Raw genomic sequence first — 19,643 nt, 5'->3', positions numbered from 1 at the left:
CTAGTCGTCAAAAAGCACTTGTTCCTGCAAATGTCGCGCGGCAGCGACGAGCTTTGGCCCCACCTCGCGTTCGACGCGCGCACGTCCAAGTTTCGCGCTCGACCCAATGCATGCCAGGACCAGTGTTGTCTGGTCGCGAATCACCACTGGCGCCGCTAGAATCGCGAGGTTCAGGCCCCACTCACCAAGCGATGTGCAATAGCCCAAGTTGTGAGTCTGTGAGATGCCTTCGCTAATGCGGCGCCGCAGATGCGGCCAGTCGCGCCCCGCCTTTCGTTCAACGTTGCCGAGCAGATAGAAGCGTTCAATCTCCGGCAGCGCGGCGAGCAGCGCCCAGCCCATCGGAGAGGACGCGATGCGCAATCGAGCGCCTACGTGTAACTCGAAGTCAAGCGAGGCAGGCTTACACGCGCGTGTCTCGAGAACGACTAAATCGAGGCGGTCACGCTCTGCGAGAACTACGAACGTGCTGCTAGCATCGGCAAATGACTGCATTTCGAGCCGCGCGAGTCGTTGGACGCTTGAATGGGCGATGGCGGCGTACCCGAGTGACAGGACTGAAGCGGCAAGCCGGTATTTTCGCAGTTCCGCAGAATAGTTCAGATAGCCAAGGGCAAGTAGTGATCGGAGCATGCGCGACACTGTCGGTGCCGGGACGCCGGTTTCCGACACGATTTCCTGATTGCCAAGCCAGGGCTGTTGCGGCGAAAAGGCACTCAGTATTGCAAGGCTACGAGCTAGCGGCATGATCATCGCCGTACTGCCACTATCAGTTCCCGGCTGGTAGTCTTCGGTCAACGCGGAATTCGGGCGCATCGGCTTTGCGCGATGGTCTCGCTCGGAATTTTGGCTTCCCTGCCTGGACATAAATCCTCCGACTATCTGGATCGGCCCCGCGTCGCATGAGCAAATGGGTCGACCGCGTTCATTGCAGGGTTTCACTCGCCACTGTCAAGGGACTGACTACGTTTTCACTTGAAGACTGGTGTTAACCAACCCGCGACCATCTTTTCGCAACAGCCGTTGAGGATCCGCCCTCCCTCCAATTGAAGCACGTATGGGAAATGGAAGGCGGCTCGAAGAAAAAACGCGACCTCTGCGGCGCATGCCGACTTATAACACCGCCTTCTTTGAAGCATCTTTTTTTATAATCGAGCGGCTAGACGAATTTCATGACTTCGTTGACTGGCGCACGGGTTGTTCTGAACTTGTTGACCGGATCATCAAGCTTGGCGTATCCGAACGCGATGCCACACACCATCTTCCGATCGTTAGGAATTTTAAAGTATGAACGAATGAATTTCGCATGACGAGCAAGCGCCGCCTGCGGGGTGGTTGCGACGCCATGTGCATGGGCGGCAAGAAGGAACGACCCAATGAACGCGCCACAATCCACGGCGGCGTACGGCCCTAGTTCGGCGGGCACGGTTACGATCGCGACATGCGGCGCGCCGAACATTCGAAAGTTTTTGAAAGACTGCTCGGCACGGCGCTCTCGGTCGGTGCGCTCGATCCCCAGCGCCTGAAACAGAGCATAACCGGCATCCCTTCGGCGTTCAGCGTACTGGCCTCGGTACTCCTCGGGAAAGGGCAAATCTGAATCAACTCCGGGCGCGATCGTCGCATGCTCGACTAGCTCCTTGCGGAAAGCCTCTGTGGTTCGCGCTGACGCAATTAGCAGGTGCCACGGCTGAACATTGCACCATGATGCGCTCTTGCCTGCGATCTCGACAATACTTGCGATCACGTCGTTAGAAACGGGCGTCGCCTGATACGCGCGGCAAGTGAAACGACTCTCGGACAACCGCCTGAGCGAATCCACGCCCGATGCCGCATTGATGCTGACCGACTGCGCCTGCATAACAACATCTCCAAGACTATCTAACGAGCGTTAGCCTACGGAATAGGAGGTTAACGCGATATAGGGGTATCCCCTCGCTCGGTCATGCCGCACCGTCAGGTCGTTTAACCAGGAGCGAGCTCATAACTCGTCCACGCTCCATGATGAACTCAATGCTTTCTACGAATGGTCGACGTGCAGGTTTCGACGGGAGGAATGACACTTACGACGTTTTAGCTACAACTCAATGCGATAGACTTTCGCCGCCGTGCCGGCAAACAATGCGGCCTTATCGTCGCGCGACAGCGCCTGGACTGTGTACTTCAAGGCGTTCCACAAGGGCACGAAACCACACGATCGACCATCGGGAGGAAAATTACTTTCCATCATGCAACGGTTCGGGCCGAATGCGTCAATGGCCGTTTCGACATAAGGTGCCCATGCGGACGCGAGCTCCAGATACCCCACCGAGTCCACCCGGCTTTCGAACCCAAAGCCCCAGAAAGGCATACCGAGACCCCCGATCTTGCAGTAAACGTTGGGGCGCCGCGCCAATTCTTTAAGCCCGGTTCGCCAACGTTGGAATACCTCAGCGCGATCGTCCTCACTCATGTCCATCGCCATTGCAAGCCCGAGGTGATTTAGAACAATTGTTGCATTCGGTACGGCGTCGGCCAACTCTGCTACGTCCGGAAGCTGATGGTCGAAAACCGCGGCATCGAACGACAGGCCACGACGCCCGAGTTGACTGATTCCCGATCGAAACCCCGAGCTTTTTAAAATGTCCCGCGGCGGCCGGTGCGTAATGTAACGATAGGGAGCCTCGCTCGGATGCTCGATGCTTATTTGGCGCACACCGCGGAACCGCTCCGGCGCGGTTTCAATAGCACGGTCGAGAAACTCCGCCACCGCTTCGCCCGCGCGCAGGTCAGCGTAGCCAACAATCGCGGCGCAAGCGCGGCATGAGCCGTAGGCGCCACTGGCGCTCATCGCTGCCGCTCCATTCGCAAACTCCACCTCGCCGATAGGACGCATTACTTCAGGTCCTTCCGGTCGGGCGAACGCCTGGGTCTCTACGTAAACGGAGCCAACGATCTTGTGCCCTGCGCTGACGTCCTTCAGATAATCATCGAGCATATAGCGAAGCGGCGGCCGATCGAAGAGATGGTGGTGGGAGTCAATGATCGGAATGTCTGGGTCGATGATTGGCTCGTCGTAGCCTTCGTGCCGCTTGCTTTTCGTACTGCTGTGTTCCACCATCCGATGTACGTCGATCATGAGCTGTCATCCGCGCGCGTTACCGCGACGATGGTTATGAGGCAAGATTGCGAGGCGCCCGGCCTGTTACAGTAGTCGAGACGGCCCCTCACGTTCACGGCATCAGTCGGACGTTGAATTGTTTTAGATTCCCCCGACAGTTCGCCATTTTTGCGGTAGTACTGTGCTAGCTCATCGCGGCATACCTTCGACCGGCACCACATGGGTGCCCGCCATGCGATCCATTACCAGTGCAGCAGTGTCGACCTGAGCTTCGCGGCCCATCTCGCTGATACACATCTGATACAGCTCACGGGTAAGGTTGCCGAAAAATAGCGGAACACCAGAGTCAGTACCAAGTTGACAGGCGAGGCGGACGTCTTTGTGCATCAGACCGAGCGTAAAACCCGGCGCCAGATTTCCCTTGATCACGCGCGGAGCCATAAACTTCTCCATGAACGAGTTCCTGGCTCCTCCCGAAACTAATACTTGGCAAGCTGTTTGCGGCTCAATGCCATTCTTCACGGCAAGCGCCACCGCCTCAAAGGTGAGCAAGCGCTGTGCAGCGGAGACCATATTGTTCACGAGCTTGATCACCTGCCCAGCCCCGACGCCACCGGCATGAAAGAGGTTCGGGCTGATCGCGCTAAGGAGTGGTTGTACCCGGGCATACTGTTCGATTCCCGCGCCGATCATGATGGCGATTGTGCCAGCTTCCGCTCCTTGCGCACCCCCGCTTACAGGGGCGTCAATCAGGTCGACTCCCTGCGTCAAGAGCTTCTCCGACATGGCGCGAGTTGCAATCGGGTCGCCGGTAGTCTGATCGATAACCAGAGTTCCGGGCCGCATCGAGGCAGCCAGGCCGTTTTCGCCAAAGATGGCCTCATGCACGTAGTCGGACGTTGGGAGACATAGGAATATCACGTCGCAACTAGATGCCAGCTCGCGCAGGTCGCTACACGCAGTCGCGCCCTTTTCCACCATTGCCTGAACCATACCTTGATTCAGATCATAAACATGCAACGAGTACTGCAGTTGAAGGCGTCGTGCAAGCGCCCCGCCCATGCTACCGAGGCCAACATATCCAACGTTCATATTGCATCTCCATTAAACGGGCTCAAGCAGCCGCCATTCGTCGAGCTTAATACCATCGCCTGCCGCTAGTCTTTTTTCCCGAAAATCTCTTTGGCGCGCAGAACGGCTGTAACGGCACTTGGCCAACCAGCATAGAACGCCAAATGAGTGATCAATTCGACTAATTCCTCCTGCGTCACACCGTTTTTGATAGCGCGCGGGAAGTGAGAGTTCATCTGCTCGGTCCTACCCTGGACCACCAATGCGGCGCAAGTAATAAGACTACGATCGCGTTTCGAAAGCTCCGGACGCTCCCAGATGTCGCCGAAGAGCACATCATCGCTAAGTTCCGCCAGCTTCGGCGCAATGTCACCCATTACTTGCACTGCGTTTGTCGGCTTATTCGAAGTCATGGTAAGTCTCCTTAAAAAATGTCGTCAAACTGTGTTAAAAGCTGCCGGTTATTTCCCGTACGACCGTCCCCGGTTGGTGTGTCAGTCCGGCTCTCCCAAGGGAGGCGCCTCGGGAATCGCCGAGAAATGGTGCTGTCGAATCTTCCAAAAAGCGCCTTCCTTCGCAAGGGCGAGCGTGGTGCGCAAGCGCGACCGAGTGAAATGCTTTCCTTGAAGTGAAAAGCAAAAGATCCCGTATCCCTGCGCGATCACGCAATCGGACGTCAACTCGATGACAATTTGGTCGACGAGCTCGAGCGAGCAAGAGTCAATGACACCGACATAGGATTCAAAGTACTTCCGAATCGACTTCGCACCAATCGAATGCGCGGGCCTGCCGCCAAAAAACAAGGCGTCCTCTGTGTAAAGAGCTGCGAGCGCAGCAGGATCCCAATTCCTTCCTGCAGTATTCCAGTCCGTTTCAACCATCATCAACGCTTTGTGCATAGAACTGTGAGGCCCAAGCGAAAAGTCGCCGCATAAGCGGTCAATCTAGAGGTCGGACCAATGAGGCGTATCCCACCGTCCAGGGGATATCGTCGACAAATGTCCCGGATCGTCCCCGAGCTACCATCGTGGCGGTGCCGTCGGAACGGTGTCACCCATTAGACATGCGGCACATCTCGGGATCAACATCGCCCGTTCAAATGTTCCGTACAATGAACGGCGACTTGTCATCGACTAGACTTCAGTCGGAGCTTGAATACGCAAAGGCTTCTAATGGCCTTCACCGCGAAGGGGACTTCCGAAAGGCGAATCGACAGACGAACCGTCGCATTTGCGGAGCGCAATACCTGGGCAGTCGGCTCCAATTTCGTCGAAGCTTAGTGACCCATCTATCAACGTTAGATAATGCAGCGTCGCTATCGGGATTAGCCCTGAGGCGTCAATTGAACTGCGTGTGGAATTTCGACGTCGACCTCCAGAAGTGCTCATCTTCGCGAAATCATTACCGCGTTTCTGCGCCTCTCCCAGTTCAATCGCGGTCGTTAGGTAGGCCCCTCAACCTCACAGAGCCTCTGTAACTCTAGCGCCCCCCATCGCACTAAACACAGAAATATCAAAGTACGGAATGAATCGACGTCAGCGTTGACGGACAGGTCGGTCTTCCCTCAGTCTGAGCGTAGCCGCAAGAGAGGCGGGGCCTGGACCTTTACCCCCAAGTAAGGGCATGGAGAATAGATATAACGTGTTTTTGCTTGTTCGCCCCCGCTGTTAAGCCAAGTATTAAATCAGCACTCGACGACGCGTCTAGTCCGGAATGCCTGACGCTAAATCGCGTAAGCAAACGCTGAACCAGCAAAATCGGAGTAGACAAATGGCTAGGACAAGTCGGAGGCGCATGCTCATGGCAGCTTCTATCGGGAACTTCGGCGAGGTATATGACTTCGCAATCTTCGGATTCTCGGTGCCAATACTGGCCGGGCACTTCTTTCCGGGAACGGACCGAACTGCGGCTCTTTTGAGCACGTTTGCCGTATACGCTGTCGCTTTTTTCGCGCGCCCGTTAGGCGGCGTGGTATTTGGTTTCTTCGCTGACAGGATCGGTCGTATCAAAGTATTGTCCGCAACCGTGTGGTTGATGGCAGCGGCGACGGCATTGATCGGACTCCTTCCGACTTACGAGAGTCTTGGAGTCGCAGCGCCGGTATTGTTGGTTATGTGTCGAATTGCTCAGGGCCTCGCGATGGGCGGGGAGACAACGGGTAGCGTCAGCTATATCATCGAATCAGCGCCGAACGACCGCAGGGGCCAGTGGGTTGGCTATACGTGGTTCTTTTCCTACATGCCGAACGCGTTCGTCGCTGTATTTCTTCTCGGACTGCAGCTGGCCGCGGGTATGGCGGAATATGCGGAGTGGGTATGGCGCGTTCCGTTTCTTTTAGGCGGTTTTGTCGGCTTCATCGGCTTTTGGCTGCGACGCAACCTTGACGACCCAGAAGAGTACAAGCAGGCCGCCACAAAAACTCATGTCGACAACCCTTTATTCACCGCGACACGCACCGGCTGGAAGTGCATGCTGCACGTCGTCCTCGTGATGCCCATTTTGTGTGTTGCTTCATACCTTCTACTGGGGTTCATGTACACGTTCCTTATCAGGGAGGCGAAACTAAGCCCCTCCATGGCGCTGCTCTCAAATGCTGCGGCCATCTTGGTGCTTTCTGTCGCGATCACTGTTGGCGGAGTCATCAGTGATCGTTTTGGACGAAGGAAGATCATGTCGATCGGCACAGCGTGGCTGGCTGTAGTGTCGTATCCGGCTGTCTATCTTTCAGCGTCCGGAACGCTGATGGGCGCGATTATTGGTCAATTTCTCGTGGCCATTGGGGTTGGTCTTTATGGCGGAGCTGCATTCACAGCGATGCCCGAACTGTTTCCCACTTCGTTCAGGGCCACTGGGCACGCGGTCTCTTATCAGCTCAGTGTTGCGATCTTCGGCGGGACAACTCCCTTTATCGCTACATGGCTCGTTGGTTCTTTTGGATCACCACTTGCGCCGGGCGTCTACACAGCGCTCATCGCAGCAGCGGGCCTGATAGCTCTCCGCTTCGTCCCCGAAACCAACGGTGTTAGGCTCCGGACCTCTGTTGGACTACCGCTTCGTGGGACCACCGAGACGGTAGTTCATGACTTTTCGTAAAGAGGTCGAGTTGCCGCGAGTCCTCGTCGAGCTTCTTGAGGGCTATTCGTTTAGTTGGAGAAGGGCTCTCCTCAGTCGCAACACCCAGATGCGGAGCGACGTTAATGCGACTAGAATGCGCCAGCCTTTTTGAGCAGTCCGCGTATCTTGGCGGAACGTGGATAGAGGCGACGTCCCAACCGAACGACACGGTCGTCAATCCGGCGAACGGCGAGCCTGTCGGCCGCGTGCCGCGTCTCACAGCGGCGCAAGCGAACGACGCCGCCAGCTACGCCGCATCGGCATTCGACGAATGGCGCGAGTGGAGCGGCCGCGAGCGCGCATGCGTGCTGCGCGAGTGGGCGCAGCTCATCAGAGCCCATCTCGACGACCTCGCGATCATCCTCAGCTCCGAACAAGGCAAGCCGATCCACGAGGCGCGCGCCGAGATCGCGCAGGCGGCGAACTACATCGAGTGGTTCTCGGAAGAGTCGCGGCGCATCTACGGCGACAACATGCCCGCCGCGCGGCGCGGCCAGCGCCTCCACGTGATCAAGCAGCCGGTCGGCGTGTGCGCGGCGATTACATCATGGACGTTTCCTTCGTCCATGGTCGCGCGTAAGATCGGCGCCGCGCTGGCCGCCGGGTGCACGGTCGTGCTGAAGCCGTCATCGCGGGCGCCCTTCTCCGCGCTCGCGCTCTGCGTGCTCGCGGAGAACGCAGGCCTGCCGCGCGGCGTGCTGTCTGTGCTCACCGGCAACGACGAAACGCTGATCCCCGCGCTGCTCGACAGCCCGCTCATCAGGACGGTGTCCTTCACCGGCAGCATCGACGCCGGCAAGAAGCTGATGGCGCGCTGCGCGAACACGGTCAAGAGAGTGTCACTGGAACTCGGCGCGAGTTCGCCGTTCATCGTCTTCGATGACGCCGATCTCGATCTTGCCGTCAGCGGCGCGGTCGCGACGCGCTTTCGTCATACGGGGCAGGCGGCGATGTGCGCGAACCGCTTCCTGATCCAGCATCGCGTACACGACAGTTCGTGCGCCGGTTCGCCGGCAAGGTGAAAGCGCTGAAAGTCGGCGACGGCATGCGCGACGATTCGCAGGTCGGCCCGCTCATCGATGGCGCGGCGCTCGCGAGCATCGAGGCGATGGTGGCGCAGGCGGTCGGCGCGGGCGCGAAGGTGGTCGCAGGCGGGCAGCGTCATCCGGCGGGGCCGAACTTTTACCAGCCAACGGTGCTGACTGACGTCGATCCGTCGATGGACATTTGCGGCGCCGAAATACTCGGCCCGGTCGCGAGCGTGACCCGCTTCAGGAACGAAGCCGAAGCGCTGCGCCTCGCTAACCAGCCGCGCACCGGGCTCGCCGCGTATTTCTACACGTCCGATCTGAACCGTTCATTTCGCGTCGTCGAGGCACTGGAATGCGGCGTGGTGGGCGTAAACGAGACGCTCGTGTTCAACGAGGTCGCGCCGTTCGGCGGCGTAAAGGAAACGGGCTTCGGTAGGGAAGGATCTCACTACGGCGTCGAGGCGTACCTAGATACAAAATGCGTATTTCGGCGAACGTGATCACCGATTCCGGTTTAACGTGATCAGTGAATCCGGAGGAAGGTGATCAGTCATTTCGGTGGATGGTGATCGCTGATCACCCGTTTCCGAAACGACTGATCATCTTGCCGAAACAGGTGATCACGTTCCCGGAATGAGTGATCACTGGACCGAAACAGGAACGCTATTTCGGTCTGGCGGTGGTGTTGCGTATGACATCAACGACGGGCGTTAGCCTTGTCTCTTTTATAGGGGACAGGTAATGCCGGCACATCGGATGAGCATGCGCAAATTGAAAGAAGTCCTGCGACTGAAGTGGGTGTGCGGCTTGTCGCACCGCCAGATCAGCCGGGCCGCGGGTACCAGCGTGGGTGCGGTATCGGCGTATGCAGCGCGTGCAAGCGCGGCCAATCTGGACTGGGCGAGCGTCGAACCGCTGGCTGACGACGAACTCGAGGCCAAGCTGAGGCTGCCGGCCGATCAGAATACGCAGGCCCGGCGTGTCGAGCTGGACTACGCGTTCGTTCATCGCGAGTTGCGGCGCGCAAACGTGACGCTGCAACTATTGTGGGAGGAGTACGTTGAGGCGCACCTCGGCGAGCGTACCTACCGCTACACCCAGTTCTGCCAGCGCTACCGCGACTGGGCGCAGACGCTCAAACGTTCGATGCGTCAGCAACACCGCGCCGGCGAGAAGCTGTTTGCCGACTTTGCCGGGCACACCATGCCGATCCTGGACGGGCGCGGTGGCGTTGCGTTTCGTGCGCACGTGTTTGTCGGTGTACTCGGCGCATCGAATTACACGTATGCCTGTGCGACGCATTCGGAGGGCACGCACGATTGGATCGGCGGGCTTATCGGCGCCATGGAATTCTACGGAGGCGCCCCGAGCCTGCTGGTCCCAGATAATCCGCGCGCACTGATTGCGCGACCTGACCGATACGAACCGGGTCTTGGCCGTACGGCGCAGGAATTCGTGAACCACTACGCGACAGCGATGCTCCCAGCACGGCCAAGAAAGCCCCGTGATAAAGCGAAGGCCGAGGTAGCAGTTCAAGTGGTCCAGAGATGGGTTCTTGCTCGTCTGCGCAACCACCGCTTCTTCAGCTTGGCCGAGTTGAACCGCGCGATCGCTGGTCTCATTGCTGATATCAACCAACGCCCCTTTAAGAAGCTTCAGGGTAATCGCCGCGAATGGTTTGAGCGGCTCGACCAGCCCGCGTTGCGGCCGTTACCTGCCCAGCGCTACGAGATCGCGACCTTCGTGCGATGCGTCGTCAACATTGACTACCATGTTGAGGTCGATCACCACTACTACAGCGCCCCGCACAGCCTCGTGCGCCAGCCAGTCTACGCCCGCCTGACCCGTTTCGGCGTTGAGATCCTCCACGGCGGCAAGCGCGTCGCAGCTCACGCCCGCAGCCACCTGCGCAACAAACACACGACGTTACCCGAGCACATGCCCGTCGCTCACCGCGCTCACCTGGAGTGGACGCCCGGGCGCCTGCTGAACTGGGGCGCCTCGGTGGGCCCCGGCGCCGAGGCGATCGTCCGGCACCTGCTGACCAACCGCCCGCATCCAGAAATGGGCTACCGGGCTTGTCTGGGACTGCTAGCGCTGGCCCGCAAATACGGTCGCGAGCGCCTTGAAGCGGCCTGTCAGCGCGCCCTCGTGGTCGGCTCCCCTACACGTCGCTCTGTCCTCTCGATCCTCAAGTCCGGATTGGACCGACAGGCATCGCTGCCGATCGAACTCACTGAATGGCAATCCCCCGAACACGAGAACGTGCGCGGGCCTGACTATTATCACTGACCCGAAGGAGGTCACCATGTTGATGCAGCAAACCCTCTCGCAACTCCGGAACCTGAAACTCGACGGCATGGCCCGCGCCTTCGAGGAACAAGCCGCACTGACCGCTAGCACCAGCCTGTCGTTCGAGGACCGGTTCGGCATGGTCGTCGAACGCGAACTGGCTTGGCGCGACACGCGCCGTCTTGAACGCCTGATGAAGGCCGCCAGGCTGAAGAATCCACAAGCCTGCATCGAGGACATCGACGTCCGGCAAAGCCGCGGCTTGGACCAGCGCGTGGTTGCCACGCTCGCTAGTTGCGACTGGATCCGCAACGCCCAGAACATCATCCTGAGTGGACCGACCGGCGCCGGTAAAACCTGGATCGCGTGCGCCTTTGCGCAGCAGGCATGCCGCCAAGGGTTCTCCGCGTTATACGTGCGCGCTGCGCGCCTGTTCGAAGAGTTGCGCATCGCCCATGGCGACGGCAGCTTCACACGCCGTCTCGCTCAACTCGCCAAGATTGACGTGCTATTGCTGGACGACTGGGGACTGCAGGAACTCGATCAGGGAGCGCGAAACGACCTACTCGAAGTGATCGACGACCGCGTGGGCTCGCGCTCGACGATCATCACCTCGCAGTTGCCCCTTGAACATTGGCATGCGTGGTTGCAAGACCCCACGCTCGCCGACGCAATCCTCGACCGGCTCGTGCATCAAGCGCATCGGCTTCCAATAAAAGGCGATTCGATGCGAAAGACCAACGCAAAGCAATCCGACTCATCCCCATCGTGATCACCTTCGTTATAATTCTCTGACCGCGCAACACCAACTCCCATACTGATCACGTTCACCGAAACGGCTGATCACCATCGCCGAAATCCGCATACAAAATATGTATGCTTCGGCAACATCCGGTAATGCAGCGACTCAGTAGCTACTTCCCTGCGTCGTATCATAGCGCGTTGCTAAAGCGCCGGAAGAATAGCACGGCGCCTGGCTTCCGTCGGAGGACCAACTCGTGCCCGCACTCGGCGACCATACCGGTGCAATTCTGTGCGACCTCGACTACAGCAACTCCCAGATCACGGATGCGGTCTGATTGCGTCGCAAAGAGCCTTAGTCTGCTGAGGGCCCAGGTCTTAGCGTGACCCCTTGCCATGCACCCTCGGTCACCTGTTCCGCGATGACTGCGGCGATCGTGTCGCGAACGGCAACCGTCGCGTTATGCGGAGGGAGGCCGTCCAGCCAGCAAATGCTCGCAGGCCGTTCGATGGGCGGATTCACGATGCGTCGCATCTTCGGTAGATGAGACGCATCCAGTTGTGCCACGGCCGAACCAGGAAGAATCGTGCAGGCCCCTACCGAATGCGCGATCGATATCATGGTCGTCAACGAATCTACGTCAGCAACGACGTTCAACTGGACGTTCTCTCGGGAGAAGGTCCGCTCCAGCAATAGACGCAGGTCGTTCAATACACCCGGGCCGACGAGCTTCACGCCCGCGAGCTTCGAGAGCGGACAGGTGGTCGAACGGGGAGATACGCCTTCGCCCGGCTCGCCGAGCACGTACAGCGTTTCATCCAAGACGGGCAGCGCGGTGATGCCCGGCATGTCCGACCCAAGGAATAGGATCGCCAAATCGAGGCGTCCGTCGGCCAGCAGTTCGTTGAGATAGCCGTTCCCGCCCTCGAGGAGTTTCAGCCTGATTCCCGGATACTCGTCCTGTACGCGTTCGAAAAGAGGCAAAGCAAGGGCCGATGCCATCGTGGTCGGCAGGCCGACAGCGACGGTTCCCAATTTGGCGGCGGCGCCGCCCAGAGTGACTTCCTGCTTCAGTTGCTCCATTTGCCGCAGTACGAGCCGCGCGTGACGGTACAGCGCGTCGCCGGCCGATGTCGGCGTCACGCCGTGCTTGCTGCGAAGCAGAAGCAAGACCCCTAGGTCCTCTTCGAGGCCCGCCAGTTGCCGACTCAGGGAAGGTTGAGCGACTAAGAGCTTCTTGGCCGCTTTTTCCAGGCTTCTGCAATCGACGATACTGACAAAGTATCTGAGCTGTCGAACGTCCATGAAGTGATGTTTGAAATTCTAGCTTGGCGAAATCGCGTCGACTTTAGCCCTTCTTGGACTCATGTTGACCCAAGAAGTCAATCCTTTTATCGCGACAGGTGCTTTTTTGATGGATTATCGCATCGTACACGGCTCGCAGTTCTGATTCACCCAACGTGTGGAATTGCTACCTTGTGCGCCTTCAATCAAGAATGGCCTCCACCTGCAAGCATCCGAGTGATCGCGTCGTTGACCGCCGCTTTTCGTCAATAAGCGCGACGCCAGTCAACCTCGAAAAATCGTGTAAATGCCGCGCCAACGACGAGTGGGTCCATACGAGCATAACGACAGGAACGGCAATGTTCCACATCGGGTCTGCGAATTTCCAGATGGAAGCGTTCGCCAACGGTGACCTTTTAGGGCACACCTCGGCTTGAGAGATGAGCCGATGTTAGACTCCATCGTTAAAAATCTTCAGTAGCAATCTCTTCGCCATTCTCGTCCCGCTCGAACGGACACACTATCGGTTCGCGTCCAATCGCCAGCATCGCTCGGGCATATGCCCCCTCGACGCGGTCACACAGTGTCACACCGTTCACCCAACGCCATCGATCCTTCGACACTTTCTCCGTGTGGACGAGGCGCCGAATCGATACCATCGCATCGACCATCCCGATGATGCCGCGCGCCAAATCAACTTCTCCGAGTTCGAGCAGGTTGATTGCCTGGATGTGACGGATTGCCGCCTCGAAGTCGGATTCGTTGTACGTGAGTCCAAACGGAAATTCCTCCGGTCCTTCACTAAACGACTGTTTGACAGCACTAACTTGCCGCACCGCGTTCTCCATTAACGCCGTCACGATCAATCGCCGAGCTTTAATCTGTGCACGTCGTTCTCGCTCCGCGACCCGCATCGCAATTTTAGTTTGCCGCTCAGCAATCCAGAGCGCGCCAACAATCGCCGCTACCGAGCCAATCGCCTGTAACCAGCTCGCCATCAAGTTGGCATCGTACGATTTTGTGCCCGCCGAAGTCGCCCCGAATTCCGAAACCAACACAACAGCAGCAAGCGACGCAAAAGCGCCGGCAACGATTCTCAGGTCCGCCCGGAAGTTCACCTTCGATAACAGTTGAAACACGCTCATAGAGTAGCGACGCAAGGTAAGTGAAAAGTCAATGGCGACGACCGGCGACTCGAGGCTGAGGGCACTGGCAACGCCAGAAATAACCCCCCGGAACACTGGTTCTTCGCCGGTGCCTTTGTGGTGAAACCGGCGCCGGTCGACATTGAAAGGGTGATGGCGGCACCTGCAGAATTTTCAGCGAACGGCCAAAAGTAGCACTTCGGTACGAAATGTTGATTGTCGTTCGATACCGTGACGCAGGGCAGAAGCGGGTCTCTTCGCGGAGTGCATTCGAATCCATTTCGACACCTGACCGTCCTCGGCGAACGACGCTATTCTACTGAATCAGGAAACACCGAGACGTGTAAGGGGTTTTGGGAATGACCCGACTTTGGATCGCCTGGAAAAACTACACAAGCAGGCAACTGGTACCCAGAACTGATACGGTTCCGAGTAATGAGGGCGGTCTCCGAGTAGGCGAGGAGGCCGGCCCCCTCGCCCCTCACAGATCCGGACGAGCCCAATTAAGGTCCGCTCCGGCGTGATTTCGACGCGGGATATCATCGAACTGCGGTCGCACTCTCTGCTCTATCGCTGCAGGACGTCCGCTGAAGGCGGTCGCGTTCGCCGAGCCAGCCGCACTACCGCATCGCTCATCCTCTCGCTGGTGCCAAAGTGGTTTCCCGACAATGAAGCGAGCCGCAGCAACATCGGTAAAGCTTCTTCAGCGCCGGCGTCCGACGCCCTTCGACGAAAAGCCGATAGTCAATGAACAATTCTTCGTCCGGCTCGATATCGCGCAGCGCGTGAAAGAACACTCGCCTGCCCCGCTGCTCGGCTTCGCAGTTCGGCTCGCAACTGTGGTTCACCCTACGGGCCGAATTGCCTCCTTGTGCACCGTCGATCACCCGGCCGTCATCGAGATCGAAGAAAAACGTGTGCCCATCCTCCGCCGCTGATCGCTGATAGCGACGTTGCGCCTCTTTCCAAGAGACCAGTTCGCCCTTGTACTCGAGGATGGTTTCGCCGGCAGACAGCCGAGTGACCGCGAAAACACCGCGACCATGAACGGGCGAGGTGCGAACAGTAAAACGACGCATTGAGATATGTTCAACGTTGCACTGACAGGACGCATAGACGACAGAAGCAGGCACTTGGCATAATGGCCCAACGAAGCCAACTTCTACGCCATGCCTTCATCGACTGGCCGCCGTCGTTCGAAGCGAAAACCGTCTCGCGGGACGCTCGCCCGCTATCGTGATCGAATCGTCGAGATTCTGGGCGAAGCCCGCGGACAGCGCGTCATGATTCGGTCGATTCACCCCGATGGGCGTGAGCGCTTGACGGCCGTGAAGCTGGCTAATCTGCTGCCGCTCGAAAGCCAATTGTTCTGAGCCGGCCGTCGCTCCTCAGCTTTGGCCTCAGGAGGCGTTGACCGCGTCCTTGAATGCCTTGCCGGCCGTGAATTTGACTGTCTTCGCGGCGGCGATGTCGACTGCTTCGCCGGTTTGCGGGTTGCGCCCTGTGCGCGCTGCACGCTCGCCGCGTGCGAAGGTGCCAAAACCGATCAGCTGCACGGCATTGCCCGCGGACACCTCCGTCGAGATCGTCGCCAACACGGCGTTGATCGTCTCTTCGGCGGCGCTCTTGCTGGCTCCGGTCTGCACCGCGACCGCCTCAAGCAGTTCCTGCTTATTCATCGAGATTTCCTCTTTCTGGACTTACCGCTATCTTACCGAACGACGCCGGTCGGGGTGGGTACTTGAATCAAGTCTATGCGAGGGCGAGGCAGAACTGCCGCGACGGCTCTGTAACGCTCACGTAAGTTCGCCTTTAGTAGCTCTTCAGCGCCCCAGTGGGCTAGCTTCTAGCTTCTCGATGAGTGCGGCAAAAGCCGGAGTTGCAGCAAGCAGTTGATCGAGCCTGGTGTTGCGCGCATAGCGACGCGCCATCTTTCCCGCGCGATTGGCAAGCATCATGGTGGCGTTGTAGTAGTCGGTCGGAACGTAGTTACCAAGCCAATCCTCCAAGGGCTCCTGTAAGGCGATCAGTTCTGCGCCGCTGGCGTTAAGGGCATCCATGTGCTGCCGTTGGAGTTCGAAGTCCGAGATAGGCGTAACAATCGCCGCAACGTTCTTAATACCTTCTCTTCGAAGATGCTCTGCTAACGGTGCCACGGAGAGTTGACCTCCGGCGGGAAAGACAGAGATCTTCGCGGGCGTCTCGAACCGGCCAAGCAGTTCTTTCAAAGTCCGAACATCGTCAACACTTTCGACTAAGATAACCCACTCGAGCTGCCGTTTGGGAATGGAGGTATCCGCGCCCCGCGTTGACTGCTTTCGCTCCGCTAAAAACGTTTCCAACGGGAAAAAGGGCTGTCCATATTCGGCTGCATAGCGAAGCTTCACGTGCAAGGCTTCGCGCATGCTGATGTTTCCGTCTTCGATCAACAGCAGGTCTTTTTTCCCAAAGAGAATGAGATTCAACTCTTTGCCGGAAAGCAATGCGTCCACAGCTTCAGCGCTGAAGTCAGACATAGAAAAGAAGGTACCAATGGTGCCTTCGAGTTTGCCGTCGACCTTTCCTTTGAAGGCATATAAAGCAGACGCCGGAATGGGGTTGGCGTGCCATTTAGCTTCCAGCAGGAAAAAGCGATCGCCCATCTCAAACGAGCCGTCGATCTCTTCACCACTGGGGCGCATACTGGTCCGAGGCTCCATCTTCTCACGCGCCAAAATCGCTGTGAGCACCCGCTCAAAAGCTCTACCGCGCTGCTGGAACCAATGACGATCAGCGCCTGCGGGTGCCTCTAGCAATCTTTGAAGCGTCACATCAGTCACGCGACATCCTTAGCTGTTGGCTGTTTTCCGGGCATAAATGGTATCAGAAAAAGGCAGCTGAACAGCTGCAAATGGTCAATCCGAGGCGCTGTCGCATAACTTACTGCGACGTCCGTTGTCATCGAACTAACGCAACAGCCTCCATCCTCGGTCTTGCAACCGGACTGGCCGCGAACGACGTTAGTTCATGCGTCAGGCATCACACGCACGCGGTACCGGTGCCAAACCAGCGCACCATCCGTGCGCTTGGGGCTGCGCCTGGGATGGTCAAACAGCAGCCCCGCCTGCGCGGGATATGCGCTAGCGAAGACGGCAGCCGCGATCCCGCACGGCTTGGGACCGATGGGGGCGATGAACATCCGCTTGCCAACGCCCAGCGACGCTCTGGTGCGTTCAAGGCATTCAAACGCCGCTTCCGGATCATTTGCGGAGCAGTACTCGATCACCAGCGGGCCCTGTTGCAGCCTGGGCAGGTGCGGAATGATGGCGTCGAGCTCCCATCCGGGGTGATACGCAGGAATTCCGAAGACCACCTTCACTTCCTTGTCTGCGATCATCTGGTGCTCTTCGAGGGCGCGGTCGAGCCGTTCCGATTCGAACCCAAGGAAGAACACGCCGGCCTCAAGATCGTCACTGCCCAGATCAACGACCGAACGTGGGATGGGCTGGTAGCCCAGCGTGGTCTCGGTCAGCGCGAACTGATCGCCTCCGGGGTGCGTGCGAGTGTAGCTTGCAGGCTCTACATAGACGACCTCGATTGAGCGCGACTGTCTCTCGACGAGACCGCTTACCAACGCAAACAATTCCGCAAATCCCAGTGTCGTAGCTTCGAGCACAACGGTCGACGTGTCATACCCTGAAAGGAGCTCTACGATTCCGTCGACATCGGACATCCGGTTGCCAATCGAAATGGTCATGTCTTCGACGTTATACCGTACTGGAACGCGCACGCATCCTTCTCCCCATGCAGCGACGGCAAGCTCGCCACGAGTGTCAATGACGTCGCCGTGAAACAGCGTGATTTGCGACGGGACACCCAGCGCGTCAGCGCTCGGTGCAGTCCAGGTATCAAAGCGGATCAACATGGGTCACAGCAGATCGAGTTGGTGGGACTCTGTATCGGGAAGATTGCGCGAGAAGACACGGGCAAGGTCACGGAAGTCGCCTTCGGTGCCCATCGCTAGCGTATGAAACTGCTCGACGGTCAGATCGATTTTGCGCTTGCGGCGGTAGCTGATCTGGAAATAAGGCGCATAGATGGGATTGAGCTGGTAGTCGACGATATCCTGCCCGACGTTTCCTTTTGTCTTCGTCTCGAGCTGCTCGATGAGTATTGCGTATTTCAGTAACTCGCTGATGAAGCGGCGCTCGTCAGCGTTCAGCGCGCGCGCGCCAGAATTGATGGTGATCTGATTCTGCTCCGGCTCGCTCATGGCGGGGCTGGCCTGAAGTGCTCGAAAAATGCTGCCCAGTCGCAAGGTGAATACGCGAAGCTGCTCACCGGATGGACCGAAAGTCTTGATTTCGCGGATCAGCTGTTCCGCCGCATCGTATGCTGCGCGGCACTGGACGTCGACCGGATACGGCGCCTTCTCGATGTCTCGAAGCTCAGCAACTTCCAGCGTCTTGTAACACAGGATCAGGAAGTTGCGCAGGTTGTTGTTCGCCATCGTGCACAGTGTCTCGAAGCCGCTGTACAGCGGGCATTCCCTTCCATATGGACGATACAGCTCAAGCAGCGCGCCAAACAGGTTGTTGTGAATCCAGGTCGAGCCGAACGACCCAGAGCCATCAGCGCGATATGCTTTCAGCTCACGCTGAATCTGCTCCGGCGTGAGAGACTTTCTGTTCAGCAGTGCCGGCATGACGGCGAGCGCATCGGGTACGTCGCTGACTGCCAGGAAATCATCGGCGGAGAGCTTGCTGGAACGCTGACGCAGTGCCTTTTCGATGCGTTCCCTTAGTTTCGGTTGGATACGTGCGTCTTCAATCGCGTCCGCCGCAAACTCTTTCTCCGTTTTTGATGGAAACCGCTCGCGCATCGATTGCAGAATGCGGTCCTGATAGCGCGTATCGAGACGTTCACTCAACCTGTCGGGGGAGCGCACAACCTGCAACAGGTCGCTATCGTCAGCGCCGGCCGCGATATCGAGATTGCCCAGGAAAACTTCGGCGAAGAACAGCGGACGAGCCGACGGTTCGAGGTATTTGTCTAGATCCAGAAGGCGGTAGTCGTGCGTCGCATTGATCGACTCCGGTCCGGACGTCTGATTGTCCGTGGGATGCTCTTTCGACGTGAAGCTGACGACCAGCGGGCGCTGGCTATGCTTTAGAAACGAGTTCAGGACGTGTCGCTGATAGGCAACGAGGTTTTCGACCTCGTCGACGTAGACGTGCAGGCATAATTCCTCAAGACCCGGCGTTGCGCGCAGGTCATCGACCAGCGCCGCGATGAACTCCCGCCCGGGCGGCAGCAACGGACGTTTGACCGCTTGGACATTCGAGACCCACGTGCTGAAGCCACGACGCACCTTTTCGAGATGCGTCATCAGCTCACGCGCGGAGGTGGGAAAGTCCGCGACGAAATCGCAGGCGCTCGGTAGGACCAGATGGTTGAACCGCGCGATGTCGAACCCGGCGAAAGCGCTTGTCGCTATTGCGCGCACGGCCCGGATGAGTTCGACCGCGATCACCAGCGCGAAGTAGCCGTCGAAAACCACGGCCCATTCGGCATCGTCGATGCCGCGATGCTTCATTGAGCTGCAGAACTGCGTATCGACGCGCCAATAGATTCCGACGTGCTGTATTTCGTCCGGGGGAATGTCGGTTCGCCTCGGGGAAAAAGCCGTGTGATAGTCGAAATACTTGAGCAACATGGTTTTTCCGCATCCACGCTTGCCCGTTATGTATGTCGATTTCGTCGCGACTTTCAGCCGCAACTGGTCGAAGTACGGCGGCATGAAGAACTCGCCCCATACATCGGCGTCATGTTCTTCAGCACGAGTCTTCGCAAACATGGAAGAGTCTGTAATCGTCATTTTCCCG

The 19,643-nt window shown here is 58.2% G+C and carries 16 protein-coding genes and 1 pseudogene; 4 read left to right on the top strand and 13 right to left on the bottom strand.

Going from position 1 to position 19,643, the window contains the following annotated elements:
- The 6 genes from QCE48_RS16565 to QCE48_RS16540 all read right to left on the bottom strand — a co-directional run bounded on the left by QCE48_RS16565 (nt 1) and on the right by QCE48_RS16540 (nt 5,055).
- Nucleotides 1-798, bottom strand: coding sequence for a helix-turn-helix domain-containing protein (locus QCE48_RS16565; RefSeq protein WP_309788539.1), 798 nt, complete (start codon nt 796-798; stop codon nt 1-3).
- 361 nt (nt 799-1,159) lie between these two features.
- Nucleotides 1,160-1,861 (bottom strand): nitroreductase, encoded by a 702-nt coding sequence (locus tag QCE48_RS16560; RefSeq protein WP_309788538.1) that lies wholly within the window; start codon nt 1,859-1,861, stop codon nt 1,160-1,162.
- Between the two features lie 216 nt (nt 1,862-2,077).
- Nucleotides 2,078-3,118, bottom strand: coding sequence for an amidohydrolase family protein (locus QCE48_RS16555; RefSeq protein ID WP_309788537.1), 1,041 nt, complete (start codon nt 3,116-3,118; stop codon nt 2,078-2,080).
- Nucleotides 3,119-3,289: 171 nt separating this feature from the next.
- Nucleotides 3,290-4,192, bottom strand: a complete 903-nt coding sequence (locus tag QCE48_RS16550) for an NAD(P)-dependent oxidoreductase (protein WP_309788536.1) — start codon at nt 4,190-4,192, stop codon at nt 3,290-3,292.
- Between the two features lie 65 nt (nt 4,193-4,257).
- Nucleotides 4,258-4,584: a carboxymuconolactone decarboxylase family protein gene (locus QCE48_RS16545; RefSeq protein ID WP_309788535.1), complete on the bottom strand. Its 327-nt coding sequence runs from the start codon at nt 4,582-4,584 to the stop codon at nt 4,258-4,260.
- A gap of 81 nt (nt 4,585-4,665) precedes the next feature.
- Complete coding sequence (locus tag QCE48_RS16540) at nt 4,666-5,055, bottom strand: SgcJ/EcaC family oxidoreductase (RefSeq protein ID WP_309788534.1); 390 nt, start codon at nt 5,053-5,055, stop codon at nt 4,666-4,668.
- A 916-nt stretch (nt 5,056-5,971) separates the two neighbouring features.
- Here QCE48_RS16540 and QCE48_RS16535 point away from each other — a divergent pair.
- From QCE48_RS16535 to istB, 4 genes and pseudogenes are all read left to right on the top strand, one after another.
- Complete coding sequence (locus tag QCE48_RS16535; protein ID WP_309788533.1) at nt 5,972-7,264, top strand: MFS transporter; 1,293 nt, start codon at nt 5,972-5,974, stop codon at nt 7,262-7,264.
- Nucleotides 7,265-7,368: 104 nt separating this feature from the next.
- Nucleotides 7,369-8,816: pseudogene (locus QCE48_RS31910) on the top strand (NAD-dependent succinate-semialdehyde dehydrogenase).
- A gap of 241 nt (nt 8,817-9,057) precedes the next feature.
- The gene (gene istA, locus QCE48_RS16520) at nt 9,058-10,608 is read left to right on the top strand and encodes an IS21 family transposase (RefSeq protein ID WP_309788530.1); all 1,551 of its coding nucleotides are present in this window, start codon (nt 9,058-9,060) and stop codon (nt 10,606-10,608) included.
- A gap of 16 nt (nt 10,609-10,624) precedes the next feature.
- The gene (gene istB, locus QCE48_RS16515; RefSeq protein ID WP_062644743.1) at nt 10,625-11,380 is read left to right on the top strand and encodes an IS21-like element helper ATPase IstB; all 756 of its coding nucleotides are present in this window, start codon (nt 10,625-10,627) and stop codon (nt 11,378-11,380) included.
- Between the two features lie 324 nt (nt 11,381-11,704).
- Here the strand turns inward: istB and QCE48_RS16510 are convergent, their stop codons facing one another.
- The 7 genes from QCE48_RS16510 to QCE48_RS16480 form a co-directional block, all read right to left on the bottom strand.
- A complete protein-coding gene (locus tag QCE48_RS16510) occupies nt 11,705-12,655 on the bottom strand; it encodes a LysR substrate-binding domain-containing protein (RefSeq protein ID WP_309788528.1) in 951 nt (316 codons plus the stop codon).
- Nucleotides 12,656-13,098: 443 nt separating this feature from the next.
- Nucleotides 13,099-13,875, bottom strand: a complete 777-nt coding sequence (locus QCE48_RS16505; protein WP_309788527.1) for a hypothetical protein — start codon at nt 13,873-13,875, stop codon at nt 13,099-13,101.
- Between the two features lie 536 nt (nt 13,876-14,411).
- Complete coding sequence (locus QCE48_RS16500; RefSeq protein WP_309788526.1) at nt 14,412-14,858, bottom strand: SET domain-containing protein-lysine N-methyltransferase; 447 nt, start codon at nt 14,856-14,858, stop codon at nt 14,412-14,414.
- A 321-nt stretch (nt 14,859-15,179) separates the two neighbouring features.
- Nucleotides 15,180-15,458, bottom strand: coding sequence for an HU family DNA-binding protein (locus tag QCE48_RS16495; RefSeq protein WP_309788525.1), 279 nt, complete (start codon nt 15,456-15,458; stop codon nt 15,180-15,182).
- 144 nt (nt 15,459-15,602) lie between these two features.
- Complete coding sequence (locus QCE48_RS16490) at nt 15,603-16,598, bottom strand: restriction endonuclease (protein ID WP_309788524.1); 996 nt, start codon at nt 16,596-16,598, stop codon at nt 15,603-15,605.
- A gap of 185 nt (nt 16,599-16,783) precedes the next feature.
- Entirely contained in the window at nt 16,784-17,683 is a 900-nt protein-coding gene (locus tag QCE48_RS16485; protein ID WP_309788523.1) for a hypothetical protein, read from the bottom strand.
- A 3-nt stretch (nt 17,684-17,686) separates the two neighbouring features.
- Nucleotides 17,687-19,636: a hypothetical protein gene (locus QCE48_RS16480; RefSeq protein WP_309788522.1), complete on the bottom strand. Its 1,950-nt coding sequence runs from the start codon at nt 19,634-19,636 to the stop codon at nt 17,687-17,689.
- Nucleotides 19,637-19,643 lie beyond the last annotated feature (7 nt).

The sequence above is a fragment of the Caballeronia sp. LZ024 genome (assembly GCF_031451455.1).
Taxonomy (GTDB): domain Bacteria; phylum Pseudomonadota; class Gammaproteobacteria; order Burkholderiales; family Burkholderiaceae; genus Caballeronia; species Caballeronia telluris.
The sequence above is the reverse complement of the archived record's forward strand: the minus strand, read 5'-3'. Positions and strand labels throughout refer to the sequence as shown.